The 14487-nt window shown below is 67.0% G+C and carries 15 protein-coding genes; 9 read left to right on the forward strand and 6 right to left on the reverse strand.

Annotated elements, in window-relative coordinates; translation table 11 throughout:
* Positions 1–25: 25 nt before the first annotated feature.
* On the forward strand, positions 26–463 hold the full coding sequence (locus ACO07K_RS16015) for a cupin domain-containing protein (RefSeq protein WP_422029475.1): 438 nt from the start codon (positions 26–28) through the stop codon (positions 461–463).
* Between the two features lie 19 nt (positions 464–482).
* On the opposite strand, the gene ACO07K_RS16020 is transcribed toward ACO07K_RS16015, so the two are convergent.
* The 3 genes from ACO07K_RS16020 to ACO07K_RS16030 all read right to left on the reverse strand — a co-directional run bounded on the left by ACO07K_RS16020 (position 483) and on the right by ACO07K_RS16030 (position 4268).
* Positions 483–2180 carry an N-acyl-D-amino-acid deacylase family protein gene (locus ACO07K_RS16020; RefSeq protein WP_422029477.1) on the reverse strand — a complete coding sequence of 566 codons (1698 nt, stop codon included), beginning with the start codon at positions 2178–2180 and terminating at the stop codon, positions 483–485.
* Between the two features lie 78 nt (positions 2181–2258).
* A complete protein-coding gene (locus ACO07K_RS16025) occupies positions 2259–2669 on the reverse strand; it encodes a hypothetical protein (protein ID WP_422029479.1) in 411 nt (136 codons plus the stop codon).
* 69 nt (positions 2670–2738) lie between these two features.
* On the reverse strand, positions 2739–4268 hold the full coding sequence (locus ACO07K_RS16030; RefSeq protein WP_422029481.1) for a hypothetical protein: 1530 nt from the start codon (positions 4266–4268) through the stop codon (positions 2739–2741).
* Positions 4269–4359: 91 nt separating this feature from the next.
* Between ACO07K_RS16030 and ACO07K_RS16035 the strand changes: the two genes are divergently transcribed.
* The 7 genes from ACO07K_RS16035 (at position 4360) to ACO07K_RS16065 (ending at position 11985) form a co-directional block, all read left to right on the forward strand.
* Positions 4360–5439 carry an LLM class flavin-dependent oxidoreductase gene (locus ACO07K_RS16035; protein ID WP_422029483.1) on the forward strand — a complete coding sequence of 360 codons (1080 nt, stop codon included), beginning with the start codon at positions 4360–4362 and terminating at the stop codon, positions 5437–5439.
* A gap of 139 nt (positions 5440–5578) precedes the next feature.
* The gene (locus ACO07K_RS16040; protein ID WP_422029485.1) at positions 5579–6469 is read left to right on the forward strand and encodes an STAS domain-containing protein; all 891 of its coding nucleotides are present in this window, start codon (positions 5579–5581) and stop codon (positions 6467–6469) included.
* Positions 6470–6479: 10 nt separating this feature from the next.
* A complete protein-coding gene (locus tag ACO07K_RS16045; protein ID WP_298311008.1) occupies positions 6480–6869 on the forward strand; it encodes an STAS domain-containing protein in 390 nt (129 codons plus the stop codon).
* Positions 6853–7254, forward strand: coding sequence for an ATP-binding protein (locus tag ACO07K_RS16050; protein ID WP_422029487.1), 402 nt, complete (start codon positions 6853–6855; stop codon positions 7252–7254). The genes ACO07K_RS16045 and ACO07K_RS16050 overlap by 17 nt, the downstream gene beginning before the upstream one ends.
* Positions 7251–8261 (forward strand): ATP-binding protein, encoded by a 1011-nt coding sequence (locus ACO07K_RS16055; protein WP_422029489.1) that lies wholly within the window; start codon positions 7251–7253, stop codon positions 8259–8261. The genes ACO07K_RS16050 and ACO07K_RS16055 overlap by 4 nt, the downstream gene beginning before the upstream one ends.
* On the forward strand, positions 8258–10009 hold the full coding sequence (locus ACO07K_RS16060) for an ATP-binding protein (protein WP_422029491.1): 1752 nt from the start codon (positions 8258–8260) through the stop codon (positions 10007–10009). The genes ACO07K_RS16055 and ACO07K_RS16060 overlap by 4 nt, the downstream gene beginning before the upstream one ends.
* Complete coding sequence (locus tag ACO07K_RS16065; protein ID WP_422029493.1) at positions 10006–11985, forward strand: response regulator; 1980 nt, start codon at positions 10006–10008, stop codon at positions 11983–11985. The genes ACO07K_RS16060 and ACO07K_RS16065 overlap by 4 nt, the downstream gene beginning before the upstream one ends.
* A gap of 12 nt (positions 11986–11997) precedes the next feature.
* Here the strand turns inward: ACO07K_RS16065 and ACO07K_RS16070 are convergent, their stop codons facing one another.
* From ACO07K_RS16070 to ACO07K_RS16080, 3 genes are read right to left on the reverse strand one after another with little or no spacing between them, the layout of a single operon-like run.
* A complete protein-coding gene (locus tag ACO07K_RS16070; protein WP_422029495.1) occupies positions 11998–12444 on the reverse strand; it encodes a DUF3617 domain-containing protein in 447 nt (148 codons plus the stop codon).
* A gap of 58 nt (positions 12445–12502) precedes the next feature.
* The gene (locus tag ACO07K_RS16075) at positions 12503–12877 is read right to left on the reverse strand and encodes a hypothetical protein (protein ID WP_422029497.1); all 375 of its coding nucleotides are present in this window, start codon (positions 12875–12877) and stop codon (positions 12503–12505) included.
* Positions 12878–12933: 56 nt separating this feature from the next.
* Positions 12934–13488, reverse strand: coding sequence for a hypothetical protein (locus ACO07K_RS16080; RefSeq protein WP_422029499.1), 555 nt, complete (start codon positions 13486–13488; stop codon positions 12934–12936).
* A gap of 34 nt (positions 13489–13522) precedes the next feature.
* Here ACO07K_RS16080 and ACO07K_RS16085 point away from each other — a divergent pair, with 34 nt between their 5' ends.
* A complete protein-coding gene (locus ACO07K_RS16085) occupies positions 13523–14458 on the forward strand; it encodes a hypothetical protein (protein ID WP_422029501.1) in 936 nt (311 codons plus the stop codon).
* Positions 14459–14487: the final 29 nt, after the last annotated feature.

Raw genomic sequence — 14487 nt, forward strand, 5'->3', positions numbered from 1 at the left:
TCTTGCCGGACAGAGGGAGGATGGCATGACCGACCTGTTTCCGACGACCGGCGAGGCCGAGGAGGAGAAGCTCAAGGACGAGACGGCGGCAGGCGCCGGCATCGTGAGCCATCTCGGTCCCGACTCCTTTCAGAAGGACGGGCTGCGGCCCTTCTTCGAGTACCGTGCGCTCGGTCTGAAGGAGCTCACCGGCGGCAAGGTCGGCGCGCACGTGATCCGCGCCGTGCCCGGCCGGCATCCCGACGCGCCGCGCCACAGCCACGCGCTCGATTTCCAGTTCGTCTACGTGCTGAAGGGCTGGGCGATCTTCGAGTACGAGGGCTACGGCCAGCACAAGCTCGTTGCGGGCTCGACCGTGTATCAACCGCCCGGCGTGAAGCACAAGGAGATCGACCACAGCGACGATCTCGAACTGATCGAGATCACCATGCCGGCCGACTTCGAGACGACGGTGGTGGAATAGCCGGCCTGCGGCGCCTCCCTCAGGCGCCGTGCCGCAGCAATCGGCCGGAATGCGTGTTCGTGGGACGGTCGTCGCGCATCGTCACCTGGCCGTTGACGAGAATGTACTTGTAGCCCGAGGCCCGCTGAACGCGACGCCACTCGCCGCCCGGCAGGTCGTGCGCGATCTCGTCGGGCAGGACCTTCAGCCCGTCATAGTCGTAGATCACGATGTCGGCTGGGGCGCCCTTCTTCAGCATGCCGCGCCCGCGGAAGCCCGCGACCTCGGCCGGCAGCGCGGACAGCCGCCAGTGCACATCCTCGAGGCTCAGCATGCCGTGCTGGCGCACCACCTTGCAGATCGTTTCGGTGGGATAACGGCCGGCCGTCAGGAACTTGGTGTGGGCGCCGCCGTCGGACACGCCGAACAGGATGTAGGGATCGTCGACCAGCTCCTTGAGATATTCGATGCTGCCGTTGGGTGGGGCGGCGAAGAACTCGGTCTCGAGATTCTCCTCGACCGCCATGTCGAGCATGACGTCGACCGGATGCTTGCCCATCTTCTCGCCGGCATGGGCCAGCGTGTGGTCGAGCCACTTCTTGTTGCGCTCGAGCTTGGGCCCGACGATGGCGATCTGCGGCAATGGGCCGGTCGCGGTGATCGGCAGGTTTTCGCGCAGCTTCGCGCGGCGCGCCGGATCGGCGAGCTTGGCCAGCCGCTCCTCGCGCGTGCCGGTGGTGGCGTCGCACCAGTCCTGTGAATCGTCGAACAGGTTCCAATCTTCAAACGTGAAGGTGAAGCCCGCATCGGTCGTGAGGCCCTGCCCCACGACCCGGATGCCGCGCTCGCGGCAGCTCTTCAGCCAGGCGAGCCCCCGGCGGTGGATCTCGGGCCGGTGATCGAAGGCCTGGATCACGTTCATGATCATCGGCCGGCCGCTCAGCGTCGACAGCTCCTCGTAGAAGGCGCGGTCGGCCGCATTGTCGCCCGAGATCAGCAGCATCTGCATGAAGCCTTCGTTGCGCTCCGCGAGCACGCGGGCGAATTCCCGGCAGGTCTCGTCATGCATCACGTCGGTCGGCATCGGCGTGCCGTCATAGTCGCGCTGCACGGCCGCCGGGCCGGTGGGCTTCATGCGCTGGGCCGACCAGCCGCAGGCGCCGGCATCCATCGCCTCGCCGAGCAGGCGCTTCATTTCGGCATGCTGTTCCGGCGTCGGCATCTTCCCGGCCTTGGCCGCCTCGAAGCCCATCACCCAGATGAGCAGCGGCGACACCGGCACATAGGGCAGGACGTTCACCGCCTTGGGCGCGGCATCGACGCTGTCGAGGAATTCCGGGAAGGTCACCCAGTTCCACGGCATGCCCTGCTGCATCGAAGCCATGGGGATCGCCTCGACCCGCGTCATCGACATCATGGCACGCTCGCGCTCGGCCGGCCTCACCGGCGCGAAGCCGAAGCCGCAATTGCCGATCACCACGGACGTGATGCCGTGCCACGAGGAGAGCGTGCAGTAGGGATCCCAGAAGAGCTGAGCGTCGTAGTGCGTGTGCAGGTCGACGAAGCCCGGTGCCACGATCAGGCCGCCGGCGTCGATGACCTCGTCGGCATCGCTGGCGGCGATCTGGCCGATCTCCGCGATGCGTCCGTCCTTGATGCCGATGTCGCCGCGAAAGCGCGGCAGCCGGCTGCCGTCGACGATCATCCCGCCGCGGATTACGCGATCATAGCGCGCCATTCGTTTCCTCCGGTCTTTTGCCGGAAGCGTGCGGGTCTGCTGTCGACCTGTCAACGCGAGCACGTCGCGCCGCAGAACTCAGTTGCGCTTCGTCACCTGGATGAACGTATTGTTGGTGTTGGGCCGGTAGCTGACATTGTAGTGGCCCCCTGCCCCGACCGCGTCACAGCTCGCGCCCACGGTCTGCACGCGCCCGATGGTGTAGGTCGTCCAGGCGCTGCCCTTCGTCATGTCGACGTCGAGCTGGAACAGCAGGTTCGGCGAGCTCTTCTGGGCGTTCTGGTACTGCCAGCAGATCCAGTTCTTGTAGCCCGGCTTGAGCTGCATGGTCTTCCACTCGCCCTCGCCCCACTTGTAGCGATAGCTGATCTGCGCCTGCGTCTGGTTGTGCAGGCAGGCACAGCCATGCGTGGTCTGTTGCGCTGCCGCGGGGCTGGCGCCCGCAGAGGCCAAGGCGATCAGGCCGATGGCCATCAATCCCAGTTTCATTTTGCTCCCCCGAATGACGGCAGAACCTAGGATTATCTCTTTGGGACTGCAACCTTCGTGCCGGGCTGGTTATCCCGCCTTGCGCTCGCACTGGAAGGTGACCACGCGTGGCTCGAACGGAGCCGCCGGCGGCACGGCCGGGAAGCTCTTCTTCGGCCAGGTGCCGTCGGCCAGGTGCCGGTCGACGACAGGCACGAGGAGCTGGAGCATGATCCAGGCGCGCAACCGAATCCCTTCGGGTGTGCCGTGGATCGCATCGACGAACAGGTCCGGGTCGGACGGCATCATCCGCGCGAGATCGAGGAAATCGATCCGGTGTTGCTTCGCGTACTTTTCCAGCACGCGGTTCTGGAACACCGCCAGGCGCTCGAGATCGCGGTAGCGGAACGGCGCGTAGCCGTAATTCAGATACTCCAGGATAAAGCGGTGGCGCGCCGGATCGAGCACCATCCCGTCCGCGACGAGCCACTTGAAGGAGGCCAGCGCCAGTTCGCCCCCCACCGCTTCGGTCGTCGCATCGATGCGGCCCAGATCGGCCAGGATCTCCGACAGGGTCACCGGGAGGTCCTTTCGCGCCAGGTCCGGATCCCTCTCGTCGACGCCCGCCGGCCAGACCAGCCTGTACTCGGGCTTCGGCCACTCGCGACCGTCGGCTCCCGGCGCGCTGTGCTTGCCCGCTTGCGATGCCGGGGCCTCGGGCGAACCATATTGCGCGAGCAGATTCTTCAGGCGGCTGGCCAAGGCGGAGCTGTAGCTCAGATCCTCCAGGATGCGCGCGACCAGGCCGGGCGCCGGTGGAGTCGCAACCGGCAGTCTGGCGGGGCGCGGAGGAAGATCGGGTACCAGCGGCTCCAGATAGAACTGGTTGGCTCCCTCGTAGTAGACGACCAGATCGGGCGCGAGTGGCGCCACTTCGTTGCGCATGATGGCCGCGATATCGGGGGACCCGATGCTTTCGCGCCCCGCGTTCAGGACCTCGAAGCGAAGGTCGAGCTTCTTTGCGGAGGCCCATCGATTGAGCCAGTAGCCGACATGCTCGGGATAGGAATAGGGAAAGTGGTGAGAAGACACCGTCGTCGACGCGCCGAGGAAGGCAATGCGGATCGTCTTCGGCTGACGCGCGAGGGGGACGGGACCGCCGCGGAATCCATAGGCGTTGGTGACCAGCCCGATCGGTGTCGTCGTGTCGGGCAGGAAGCGGAAGCGCGGCCACGGGCTGCCATCGGGTGGATCGTAGACGTAGATCCGACCCGGCGCGTCCTTCAGGTAGGGATGAGCGCAGGGATCGGGACCGACGAAGACACTGTTCCAGACCTTGAACATGTCGGCGCGCCGCGTGCCGTCGGTCACCCCGCTCGTCTCGACCCGTCGCACCAGTTCGGCATCGTTCGCCGAGACCGGCCGCCGGTTCGGCAGCGGTGGCGGATCATCGGCGAACCAGGTCCGCTGGACCCCCTCGGCCAAAGGGATCCCATCGAGATATTTCAGCGCGGCACTCGGCTCCTGGGCATCGAGCCAGCGCGCCATTCCCTCCGCGAGCGCCGTGCAGAGCACGACGGACAGGAGGATCAAAAGAGCGTTCTTCAGGACGGTCGCCACGTCATGCTTGTTAGTACGTCCGACCGGGCGATGCCAGACGGACCGGCATCCAACGCATGGTATAGATCGCGGGCGTCACAAGGAGAGCGGAATGCAGTTCGGCTGGCTTACACTCGCGATGTCACCCTCGCCCGAGGAGGACTGCGCCCGCATCGACCAAATCGTGGCCCAGGCCTGCGAGGCCGAACGGTTGGGCTTTTCCGACGTCTGGCTGACCGAGCACTATTTCACCGGCGAGAGCGTGTACTGCGACTCGCTGATGTTCGCGGCGGCACTCGCCATGAAGACCAGCAGGGTCCGGCTGGGCTTTGCCGTGGTGCAGACACCGTTTCATCATCCGGTGCGCCTCGCCGTCCAGCTGGCGCTGCTCGACAATCTCAGCAAGGGCCGTATCGACGTCGGCATCGGCAAGGGCACCGCCTATAACGAATACGAGTTCGTCGGCCACGGCATGCGCAGCACCGACAGCCGCGAGCGCATGGAGGAGACGGTCGACATCCTGCAGCGCGCCTGGACGGAGTCGCCGCTCGACTATGAGGGGCGCTTCCACAAGCTGCACGTGCCCGCGATCCGGCCCAAGCCCGTGCAGCAGCCCGGTCCGCCCCTCTGGCGCAGCGTGATCTCGCCGGGCTCTTTCCGGGAATGCGGCAGGCTCGGCATGCCGATCCTGACCGCCCGCCTTCCGGTCGAACGCATCAAGGAGCGCTGGGCAACCTATGCCGCCGGTATCGACGAAGGCGGTCACGATGTGGCGACCAAGGCGCGATTGCTTCGCCAGAGCGCCCTCTGGCGCAACGTCTATGTCGGCGAGTCCGACGCCGAGGCTGAGGACACGCTGGCCGGCCTGCTGGTCGAGACGCGCGCCCACATGATGCATGTGCGCGAGGCGCACAATCCGGCAGACTTCGAGCCCGAGCCCGCGACCCTCAATGCCTGGACCGACCCCAGCGTGCCGGACTCGGAAGCGGTGCCGTTCCTGCTGCGCACGGGCTGTCTCTACGGCTCCGCCGCCCGGGTGCGCGACCAGGTCTCGGAACTCCGCGATGTCGGCGTGCGGCATCTCCTTTGCCAGACCGGCTTCGGTGCCATGAGCCATGCGCAGAACTTGGGATCGATGCGCCGCTTCGGGGAGACGGTGATGCCCGCTTTCGCTGAATTGCCCTCCGCCTGAATGTTCTGTCCGACACCGGACAGACCGAATTCGTTTCCCCCGATTAATTGGCTCCGCACCCGGAACCCGATGCCGGCGTTTGCGTTAGCCGATGATGGCCCCAGTTTTATGCTGGGTTCATGGAGTGAAGGGGGAGAACTTGGCCACTACCGACGACAGCCAGAGTCTGGCGAGCCTGTTTGCCGGGCGTGAGAGTGACATCCTCGCGAGCTGGGTTTCTACCCTGAACGTCGGGGAAATCCGGATGACGCGGCAGGAAGCCGAGAGTCAGGGCCGCGCCGTGCTCGACGCTCTTGCCAAGGCCGTCGCGCATGGCAATTCGAGCGACATGCGCGGCGCCGAATACGCCGACGTGCGCGACGTGCTGCAAGGCTTCTCGCGAACCCGCGCGCTCCAGGGTTTCTCCCCGACCGAGACCGCCACCTTCGTGCTGTCCCTGAAGCGGCCCCTGTTCGAGCAGGTGCGCAAGACGACAAAACCCGAGCACGCGTTCGACCTGCTCTCGAGCATCAGCGAACTGATCGACCGGCTCGGCCTGTTCTCCGTCGAGACGTATCAGAAGACGCGCGAGGAGCTGATTGCCCGTCAGGGCAAGGAGATCGAAGAACTCTCCACCCCCGTCGTGAAGCTCTGGGAAGGCATCGTGGCCCTGCCGCTGATCGGCACCCTGGACAGCGGCCGCACCCAGGTCGTCATGCAGAACCTCCTGGAGACCATCGTCCAGACCGGTGCCGAGATCGCCATCCTCGACATCACGGGCGTGCCCATGGTCGACACGCTGACTGCCCAGCACCTGCTCAAGACGGTCTCGGCGGCCCGGCTGATGGGAGCCGACTGCATCATCAGCGGCATTCGCCCGCAGATCGCCCAGACGATCGTCCAACTCGGCGTCGACCTCAATGTCGTCTCGAAGGCCACCCTCGCCGATGCGCTGGCCCTGGCACTGAGGCGGACGGGTCGCGTCGTCACCAAGATCAAGGCGCACTCCTCCGCCACCTCCCAGCAGCAGCCCGCCGAGACGCGCGGCTGAGCCCGGCGTCATGGACAGCATTCCCATCCTGAAAATCGGGTCGGCACTCCTCGTGACGATCCAGGTCGACATGCATGACCAGCTCGCGACGCGTCTCCAGGACGATCTCACCGAGAAGATCGTGCAGCATCGCGCCCGCGGCGTTCTGATCGACATCTCGGCGCTCGAGATCGTCGACAGCTTCATCGGGAGGATGCTGGCGAACATTGCCAACGTTTCCCGCCTGCTCGATGCCGACACGGTGGTCGTGGGCATGCGTCCGGAAGTCGCGATCACACTGGTCGAGCTCGGCCTCGGCCTGCCCGGGGTGAAGACCGCGCTCAATGCCGAGCGCGGCCTTGCCCTCATCGGCGGCGTGTCGGCCGCGGGCGAAGCGGCGGACGATGCCGACGACGACTGACACCCTGCCGATCACCTCGAGCGACGACGTCGTACGGGTCCGTCAGAAGGTCCGCGTTCGCGCGACCGAGATCGGCCTGTCCCTGGTCGACCAGACGAAGCTGATCACTGCGGCGAGCGAACTGGCCCGCAACACGCTCGACTACGGCAAGGGCGGTCATGCCGACATCGAGACCATCATCGCGGAACGCCGCGGTGTACGAGTGGTATTCCGCGATCGAGGCCCCGGCATCCCGGACATCCAGCAGGCCCTGACCGACGGCTTCACCTCCGGAAACGGACTCGGCCACGGACTGGGCGGCGCTCGGCGCCTGGTCGACGATTTCGACATTCAGAGCGCGGTCGGCGCCGGCACGACGGTGACCATCGCCCGGTGGAAGCGATGAACCGCCTGCTGCCCGTGCCCGATACCAGCCACGCCAATTCGGCCCGCCGCGAGGTCGAAAGCGTGGCGCGGTCCTGCGGCTTCAGCGAGCCGGATATCGGCCGCGCGGCGCTCGTTGCGCTCGAGATGGCCACGAACGTGGCGCGGCACGCCGGGGGCGGCCATCTGCTGGTGCGCGAGGTCGCCGCGGCGGACTGCAAGGGGCTCGAGATCACCTCGATCGACAGCGGCCCCGGCATGGCGGACGTGGGCCACAGCCTGGCCGACGGCGTGTCGACCTATGGCTCGGCCGGGGTGGGTCTCGGCGCCATCCGCCGGCAGGCCGACGAGTTCGACATACACTCGCAAACCGGGTCTGCCCCGGGTCGTGGCACCGCGATCTTCGTTCGACTGTGGCCGGGTCGGCGGACGCCGCCCGAGACGCTCGATCTGGTCGGTTCCGTCTCCGTGCCGAAGCCCGACGAGCTCGTCTGCGGAGATGCCGTGGCGGTGGTGCGAGCGGGCAGCGTGGTTTCCCTGCTGGTGGTCGACGGGCTCGGTCACGGCCTAGCCGCCCAACAGGCCGCCACCGCCGCGTGCGACGTGTTCCAAAAGACCCTCGTCGCTTCGACCGTCACGGCCGCGCAGAGGATCCATGCCGGGCTGCGGGCAACGCGCGGCGCCGCCATCGGCATCGCCAACGTCGATCTCGCCGCCTCCTCGATCACCTTCTGCGGCATCGGCAACATTGCGGGTCTCGCCGCAGCGGGCGGGCAGGTTCGTCGCTTCGTGTCGATGAACGGCATCGCGGGCCATACCGCGGGGCAGGTCAGGGAGTTCGTCTATCCGTGCGACGGCCCGGGACTGGTGGTCGTGCTGCACTCCGATGGGATCGGGACGAACTGGTCGCTCGACCGCTATCCCGGGCTGCAGGCGCGCCATCCGGCGCTGATTGCGGCGATCCTCTATCGCGACGGGACGCGCGGGCGCGACGACGCCACGGTCCTTGTGCTGAGGCGGGCGACATGAATGGGGCCACGCTCTACAGCATGCGCCTCGACACGGAGCAGGACATCGTGAGGGCCCGCCAGCGCGCCCGGCACATCGCGCGCCTCGTGGGATTCGACCGGCAGACACAGACCTCCATCGCCACCGCGGTGTCGGAGGTGGCGCGCAACACCGTCAGTTACGGCGGCGGCGGCGGCCTGTCCTTCGCCCTGAACGGCGATCCGCCCGCGCAGGCGCTCACCATGGCGTTTCGCGACCAGGGGCCGGGGATCGCCGACCTCGAGAGCATTCTGGGCGGCACCTATGTCTCGCCGACCGGTATGGGCATCGGCCTGGTGGGCACGCGCCGCCTGATGGATCAGTTCGAAATCGACAGCGGTCCGTCCGGCACCCTCGTGCGCTTCGGCAAGTATCTGCCGCGCGGGGCGGCCGCCAACGACATGTCCGTGGGCCGGGTGGCGGCGGACCTCGCCCGGTCGGGCCCCGAGGTGTTGGTCGAGGAGGTGCTGGCGCAGAACCGCGACCTGCTGACGACCATGGCGGACCTCGAAACGGCGCGCGCGGAGCTCACTGAACTCAATGCCGAACTCGACAGCACCAATCGTGGCGTCCTCGCGCTCTATGCCGAGCTCGAGCAACGCGCCGATGACCTGAAGCGCGCCAGCGAGGTCAAGAGCCAGTTCCTGTCGGCCGTCAGCCACGAGCTGCGCACGCCGCTCAACTCGATCACGGCGCTGACCCGCATGCTGGCGGACCAGACCGACGGGCCGCTGAACGAAGAGCAGCAGCGTCAGCTCTCCTATGTCCGCCAGTCGGCCGACACGCTGACCCGCCTCGTCAACGACCTGCTCGACCTCGCCAAGGTCGAGGCCGGGCGCATCGATCTGCATCCGGTGAAGATCGAGGTGGCCGAGCTTCTCTCGGCGCTGCGCGGCATCATGAAACCCTTGCAGACCGGCGCGGACGTCGACCTGGTCTTCCGTGACCTCAGCGGCGGCCTCCTCCTTTATACCGACGAAGGCAAGCTCCAGCAGATCCTGCGCAATCTCGTCTCGAACGCGCTCAAGTACACCGAACGCGGCGAAGTCAGCGTGACCGTCGCCACGCCGGTGCCGGGCCGCGTCGAGTTCGTGGTCCGAGACAGCGGCATCGGCATTCCCGTTCAGGAGCGCGAGCGGATCTTCGACGAGTTCATCCAGATCCGGAACCCGCTCCAGACCCGGACAAAGGGCTCCGGCCTCGGACTGCCGCTGTCGCGCAAGCTGGCCGGCATCATGGGCGGCGTCATCACGGTCGAGAGCGAGGCCGGCAAGGGCTCGACCTTCACCCTCGATCTTCCCGCCGTCCTGCCCGGCGCCTCGCTCGAAAGCGCCATGGCGGCCGAGGGCATGGGCAAGGTCCTGATCGTCGACGACGAGGAGAGCACTCGCTACGTGCTCACCCACATGCTGCGCAGTGAAGGGCCGTGGGCCCTGATCGAGGCGGCGGACGGCACGGAGGGGCTGCGCCTGGCGCAGGCCGAGATGCCGGATTTCATCCTGCTCGACCTCCACCTGCCCGGCCTCACCGGCTTCGAGGTCTTCCGTTCCCTCAAGGGCGATCCCGCTACCGCGCATATTCCGGTGCTGATCCTCACCTCGTCGCTGCTTGGACCGGAGCACCATGAGCGGCTGCGCGGCGCCGTGGGGATCCTCTCCAAGTCGAACCTGTCGCGCGCCATCCTTGCCGGCCACGTGGTCCAGGCCATGAAGAAGGGCGGTGAGTCGTGAAGCCGCTGATCCTCAACGTCGACGACAACGAATCCGGCCGATACATAAAGACTCGCCTGCTGCGCCAGGGCGGCTACGAAGTCATCGAGGCACGCACCGGTATGGAGGCGCTGGAAGTCGCGCGACGAGAGCGACCCGACCTCGTGCTGCTCGACGTCAAGCTTCCCGACATCAACGGCTTCGAGGTCTGCCGGCTCATCAAGAAGCAGGACATCCACCTCCTGGTCCTGCAGATCTCCGCCTCCTTCGTAGCGCCCCAGGATCGCGCGGTCGGACTCGACAGCGGCGCCGACGCCTATCTCAGCCAGCCGGTCGAGCCCTCCGAACTGCTTGCCACCATCCGCGCCCTGCTGCGGCTGAAGCGTGCGGAGCAGGCAGCGGAACAGAGCAACGAGCTCTATCGCATGATCGTTCAGAGCGTGGTCGACCACGCCATCATCACGGTCGACCAGAACGGCCTGATCCAGAGCTGGAGCGAGGGCGCCCACCGGGTGCTCGGCTGGGCGGAAGTGGAGGCGCTCGGCCAATCGGCGGACTGCATCTACACGCCCGAGGACGTGGCGGGCGGCATGCCGCATACGGAACGTCAGCGGGCCGCCACGGAAGCCAGCGTGACCTCGAACCGGTGGCATCTTCGCAAGGACGGACGGCCGATCTGGGCCAGCTGCGTGATGGCGCCGCTGCGGGCCCGCGGGGGATTGGCCCAAGGGTTCATCCTGGTGCTTCGCGATCTCACCGTCGAGAAGACGCAGCAGGATGCCATGGAACGCACGAACGCCTGGCTCGAACGCGAGGTCGCGGTGCGCACCGGTGCGCTGACGGAGGCCAACCGGCGGCTGCGCGCCGAGATCGAGGAGCGCCAGCAGGCCGAGGCGGCCCTGAGGCAGGTCCAGAAGATGGAGGCGATCGGTCAACTCACCGGCGGTATCGCCCACGACTTCAACAACATGCTGACAGTCGTGCTGGGCGCGACGGAGTCCCTGAAGAAGGCGCTGCCCGCGACCGAGGTGGCACAACATCGGCGGGCCGACCTGGTCATGCAGGCGGCCACCCAGGCCGCGGCGCTCACCCACCGCCTGCTGGCGTTCGCCCGCCGCCAGCCCAGCGATCCCAAGCCGGCCAGCCTGAACGTTCTGGTCGGCGGCCTGATCGACATGCTCCACCGCACGATCGGCGAGAGCATCGAACTCGAGATCGACCTCGAAGAGGACCTGCCGCTGGTCACGATCGATTCCAACCAGCTGGAGAATGCGCTGCTGAACCTTGCGGTGAATGCGCGCGACGCCATGCCGGGCGGGGGCAAGCTGGTCATGCGCTCCCTGTCACGCGGCGATCGCGTTCTGCTCACCGTGTCGGACACCGGTATCGGCATGTCGGAGGAGACGCAGCGGCGCGCCATGGAGCCCTTCTTCACGACCAAGCGTCACGGCGAGGGCACCGGTCTCGGCCTCGCCCAGGTGGCGGGCTTCATGGCGCAGTCGGAAGGCTCGCTCGACCTGGTTTCCACCGAAGGCAAGGGCACGACCGTCCGCCTCTCCTTCCCGCGCCTGCCGGAAGGCACCGCCGTCGTACGCGAGTCCGTACCGGACGAAGGTCTGTTCGACGGCAAGGGCCGCCAGGCGCTGGTGGTCGAGGATCAGCAGGGCGTGCGCGAGCATGTCGCCGAATCGCTGCGTCAGCTCGGCTTCGAGGTCGCGACCGCGGCCGACGCCATGGCGGCGCGCAGCCACGTCGATGCCGGCCATCCGGTCGATCTGCTCATGACCGATATCGGCCTGCCCGGCGGTACCGATGGCTGGCAGGTCGCCGACTACATGCGCAAGGCGCGTCCCGACGTGCGAATCGTCCTGATGACGGGCTACGCCCAGGCCAACGCAACGCCGCTGGGTCCTGGGACGGAACTGCTGATGAAGCCGTTCGTGCGCAGCACGCTCGAGCTGCGCCTGTCGCGTCTCTTCGGTCGCAACCGCGCCTGAGGCGGACCGCCGCTACTTCGGGCAGTCGCCGAGGCGCTTGCCGCTCAACTCGCTCTTGCCCTTCACGCTCGTGCCGGACTTGTCGGCGGCGACCAGCTGGCCGAGGCCCTGGTAGCTCGTCTGCGTGTAGGTGATCTCGGCCTTCGCCGTGACACCCGGGCTCTGGTCGTTCGGCGGGCAGGTCAGGGTCGCGATCAGCGAGCCCGCTTTCTTGGCGCCCGGCTCGTACGTACAACCATGCTGCTTGATCTCGTCCGGCGTCGGGAAGAGCAGGCGCTCCAGCTGCGCCTCGTCGGCGGCAAGGCAAACCTTTTTCGACGAGGGCGCCATCGGCTGCATGCCTTCCATCTCGGTCTTCTCGGTCGTCTCCCATTCGCCGGCCTGGATCGCCGTCTGCGCACCGGCGGCAACGGCAATCATCGATACGGCAACAGCAGCCGGCAGCAAGAACAACCTCATGAAGACTCCTGATAGCGCTTGAGCCGAGACCATAGCCCATATTGGCTCGACGCGCCGCCTACTTCGGAAATCTCTCGATCCAGTGCCGTGCCGGCGCAATTCCGGAAAACACCCGCATGGGTCGGTCGGCCGCGGCCAGGATGCCCAGCACGCGGGAAATCTGCTCGAATTGGTCCGGCGATAGGACGAGCGCGAGAGGTCCCGGCCTGTCGCCTGTCCCATGCCGCGCCCGGAGCTGCACGCCGATCGCCAGCAACTCGTCCGCGGTCAAATCGGTATCGCCTCGACTGCCATCGTACAACTTGCGGTAAGACATCGTACCGGCGCCGTTCATCGCCGCGATGTAATCCTCGATCTCCGCGCCGGTGACGTCGCCTTCGGCGGTCACGATCACGAGTCTTTCCTTGGAGTCGAGGGTCCAGTGCAGCGGCATGGCTGGATCTTCTGCCAGTCCAGAACCCGGAGCACCAGAGAGCACCGCAAGGATCGTCAGATAAGATCGGGCCACATCGAAACGAGGGCAGCAGCGATTCTATCGACCTCGGCCGACATTCCGCGTTCGCCCGCGAAGGCCTCGCTACGAGAACTGGCCGGCAGCAGGGGCATGCGTACGCTCCGCGGGTCGAGGGCCATCAGGCAGGAGGTGAGGTACTCGCCGTCGCCGATGCGATCGCCGAAGCGCAACACCAGCCCTTCCCCCGGGACTTCCAGTGTCCCGAGCGGAGAAGCCGAGATTTCGAGCACCGCGATCCGTCGCGCGCCGAGCGCCCTCACCGTGTCGAGCCGATCGCCGAGAACCTGTCCCAGCGTCTGCTGGTGCGAGAATGAGTGCGCGTCGATGACGGGCGCCACCGCAACGGCGAGCCGCTCCATCAACTTCTGGCAGAGCGCGCGGGCGATCAGTCCTGCCGTCTTGAGTGGCAGATGAGGCGCCGGGATGCCGGCCGAAACGACGGGGACGAGAACGACGGCCTTGCCGTCGAACCGGGAAGCGACTTCCTGTTGGGTGAGATCGTCGAGCCAGACGCCGGGCAGAGTGTTCATCGGCCGCAGGCTAGCACGTGCTACGCTGTCTTCAATGAATCCGCTCCTCGTGGTCCTGCAACGCATGGGAGGTCGCGCCACCACCCTCCTGCCCTTCTCCCTCCTGCTGGGCCTGCTGTTCCAGGACCTCGCGGCCGCGGCCCGGCCGCTGCTGCTGCCGCTGGTCGTGATCCTGCTGATGCTGGCCCTGGCGCGCATGGACTGGGGGCGCCTCTCCACACTGCTGCGCCGGCCCGGCCCCGCGCTTCTGCTGGCCGTCCTCAACCTGGTCGCGGTGCCGCTCGTCGTCTGGCCGGTCTGGCACGGGCTGGGCCTGTGGCCGAGCCTCGTCACGGCGCTCTGCCTCAGCGCGATGGCACCCGGCATCATCTCGGCGGCGACGACGGCCACCTTCCTGCGCCTCGATTCCTCGCTCGCCCTGCTGCTTTCGCTGTTCACCAACTTCCTGGTGCCCTTCACCCTGCCGCCGCTGGCGCTGTGGCTGCTGGGCTTCGACCTCAAGATCGGCCTCTTCGAACTGAGCATGAGGCTGGCCATGATCGTGGCGCTCGCGGTGGCCGGAGCGATCGTCATCCGTCGCTGGCTGGGGACCCGCCTCGCCGAGGCCGGCCCGACCCTCGATGGAGTCTCGGTGGTCGTTCTGATGGTGTTCGCCATCCCGCTGATGGATGGCGTCGTCGCCCGCGCGATGACGGAGCCGGTGAAGCTTGCGGGTTTCATCGCCGGTTCCTTTGCAGGAATGCTGCTGTGCAATCTCGTGATGGCGGTCGCGACCTGGCCGTTCCTCGATCGGCGCAGCGCCCTCACCGTCGGCTACTGTTCGGGTGGGCGCCACAACGCGCTGCTCATGGCGGTGCTGCCGGCGACGGCCGATCCCGACATCTTCCTGTTCATCGCCGCCGTGCAGTTCCCGATCTACATCATCCCGGCCCTGCTGCAGCCACTCTACCGCCGCTTGCTGCCCCGTTGAGGCCGTTGTAACGATCTCGGCCGGGGACC

This window comes from Reyranella sp. (assembly GCF_965228225.1).
GTDB lineage: Bacteria > Pseudomonadota > Alphaproteobacteria > Reyranellales > Reyranellaceae > Reyranella.

What these genes read in the sequence shown, in the direction of transcription:
- ACO07K_RS16075 (WP_422029497.1), bottom strand. Translation starts at nt 12,877, where the DNA reads ATGCCGCTGCACTGGACCCTCGACTCCAAGGAAAGACTCGTGATCGTG.
- ACO07K_RS16045 (WP_298311008.1), top strand. Translation starts at nt 6,480, where the DNA reads ATGGACAGCATTCCCATCCTGAAAATCGGGTCGGCACTCCTCGTGACG.
- ACO07K_RS16020 (WP_422029477.1), bottom strand. Translation starts at nt 2,180, where the DNA reads ATGGCGCGCTATGATCGCGTAATCCGCGGCGGGATGATCGTCGACGGC.
- ACO07K_RS16085 (WP_422029501.1), top strand. Translation starts at nt 13,523, where the DNA reads ATGAATCCGCTCCTCGTGGTCCTGCAACGCATGGGAGGTCGCGCCACC.
- ACO07K_RS16015 (WP_422029475.1), top strand. Translation starts at nt 26, where the DNA reads ATGACCGACCTGTTTCCGACGACCGGCGAGGCCGAGGAGGAGAAGCTC.
- ACO07K_RS16070 (WP_422029495.1), bottom strand. Translation starts at nt 12,444, where the DNA reads ATGAGGTTGTTCTTGCTGCCGGCTGCTGTTGCCGTATCGATGATTGCC.
- ACO07K_RS16080 (WP_422029499.1), bottom strand. Translation starts at nt 13,488, where the DNA reads ATGAACACTCTGCCCGGCGTCTGGCTCGACGATCTCACCCAACAGGAA.
- ACO07K_RS16050 (WP_422029487.1), top strand. Translation starts at nt 6,853, where the DNA reads ATGCCGACGACGACTGACACCCTGCCGATCACCTCGAGCGACGACGTC.
- ACO07K_RS16055 (WP_422029489.1), top strand. Translation starts at nt 7,251, where the DNA reads ATGAACCGCCTGCTGCCCGTGCCCGATACCAGCCACGCCAATTCGGCC.
- ACO07K_RS16035 (WP_422029483.1), top strand. Translation starts at nt 4,360, where the DNA reads ATGCAGTTCGGCTGGCTTACACTCGCGATGTCACCCTCGCCCGAGGAG.
- ACO07K_RS16025 (WP_422029479.1), bottom strand. Translation starts at nt 2,669, where the DNA reads ATGAAACTGGGATTGATGGCCATCGGCCTGATCGCCTTGGCCTCTGCG.
- ACO07K_RS16060 (WP_422029491.1), top strand. Translation starts at nt 8,258, where the DNA reads ATGAATGGGGCCACGCTCTACAGCATGCGCCTCGACACGGAGCAGGAC.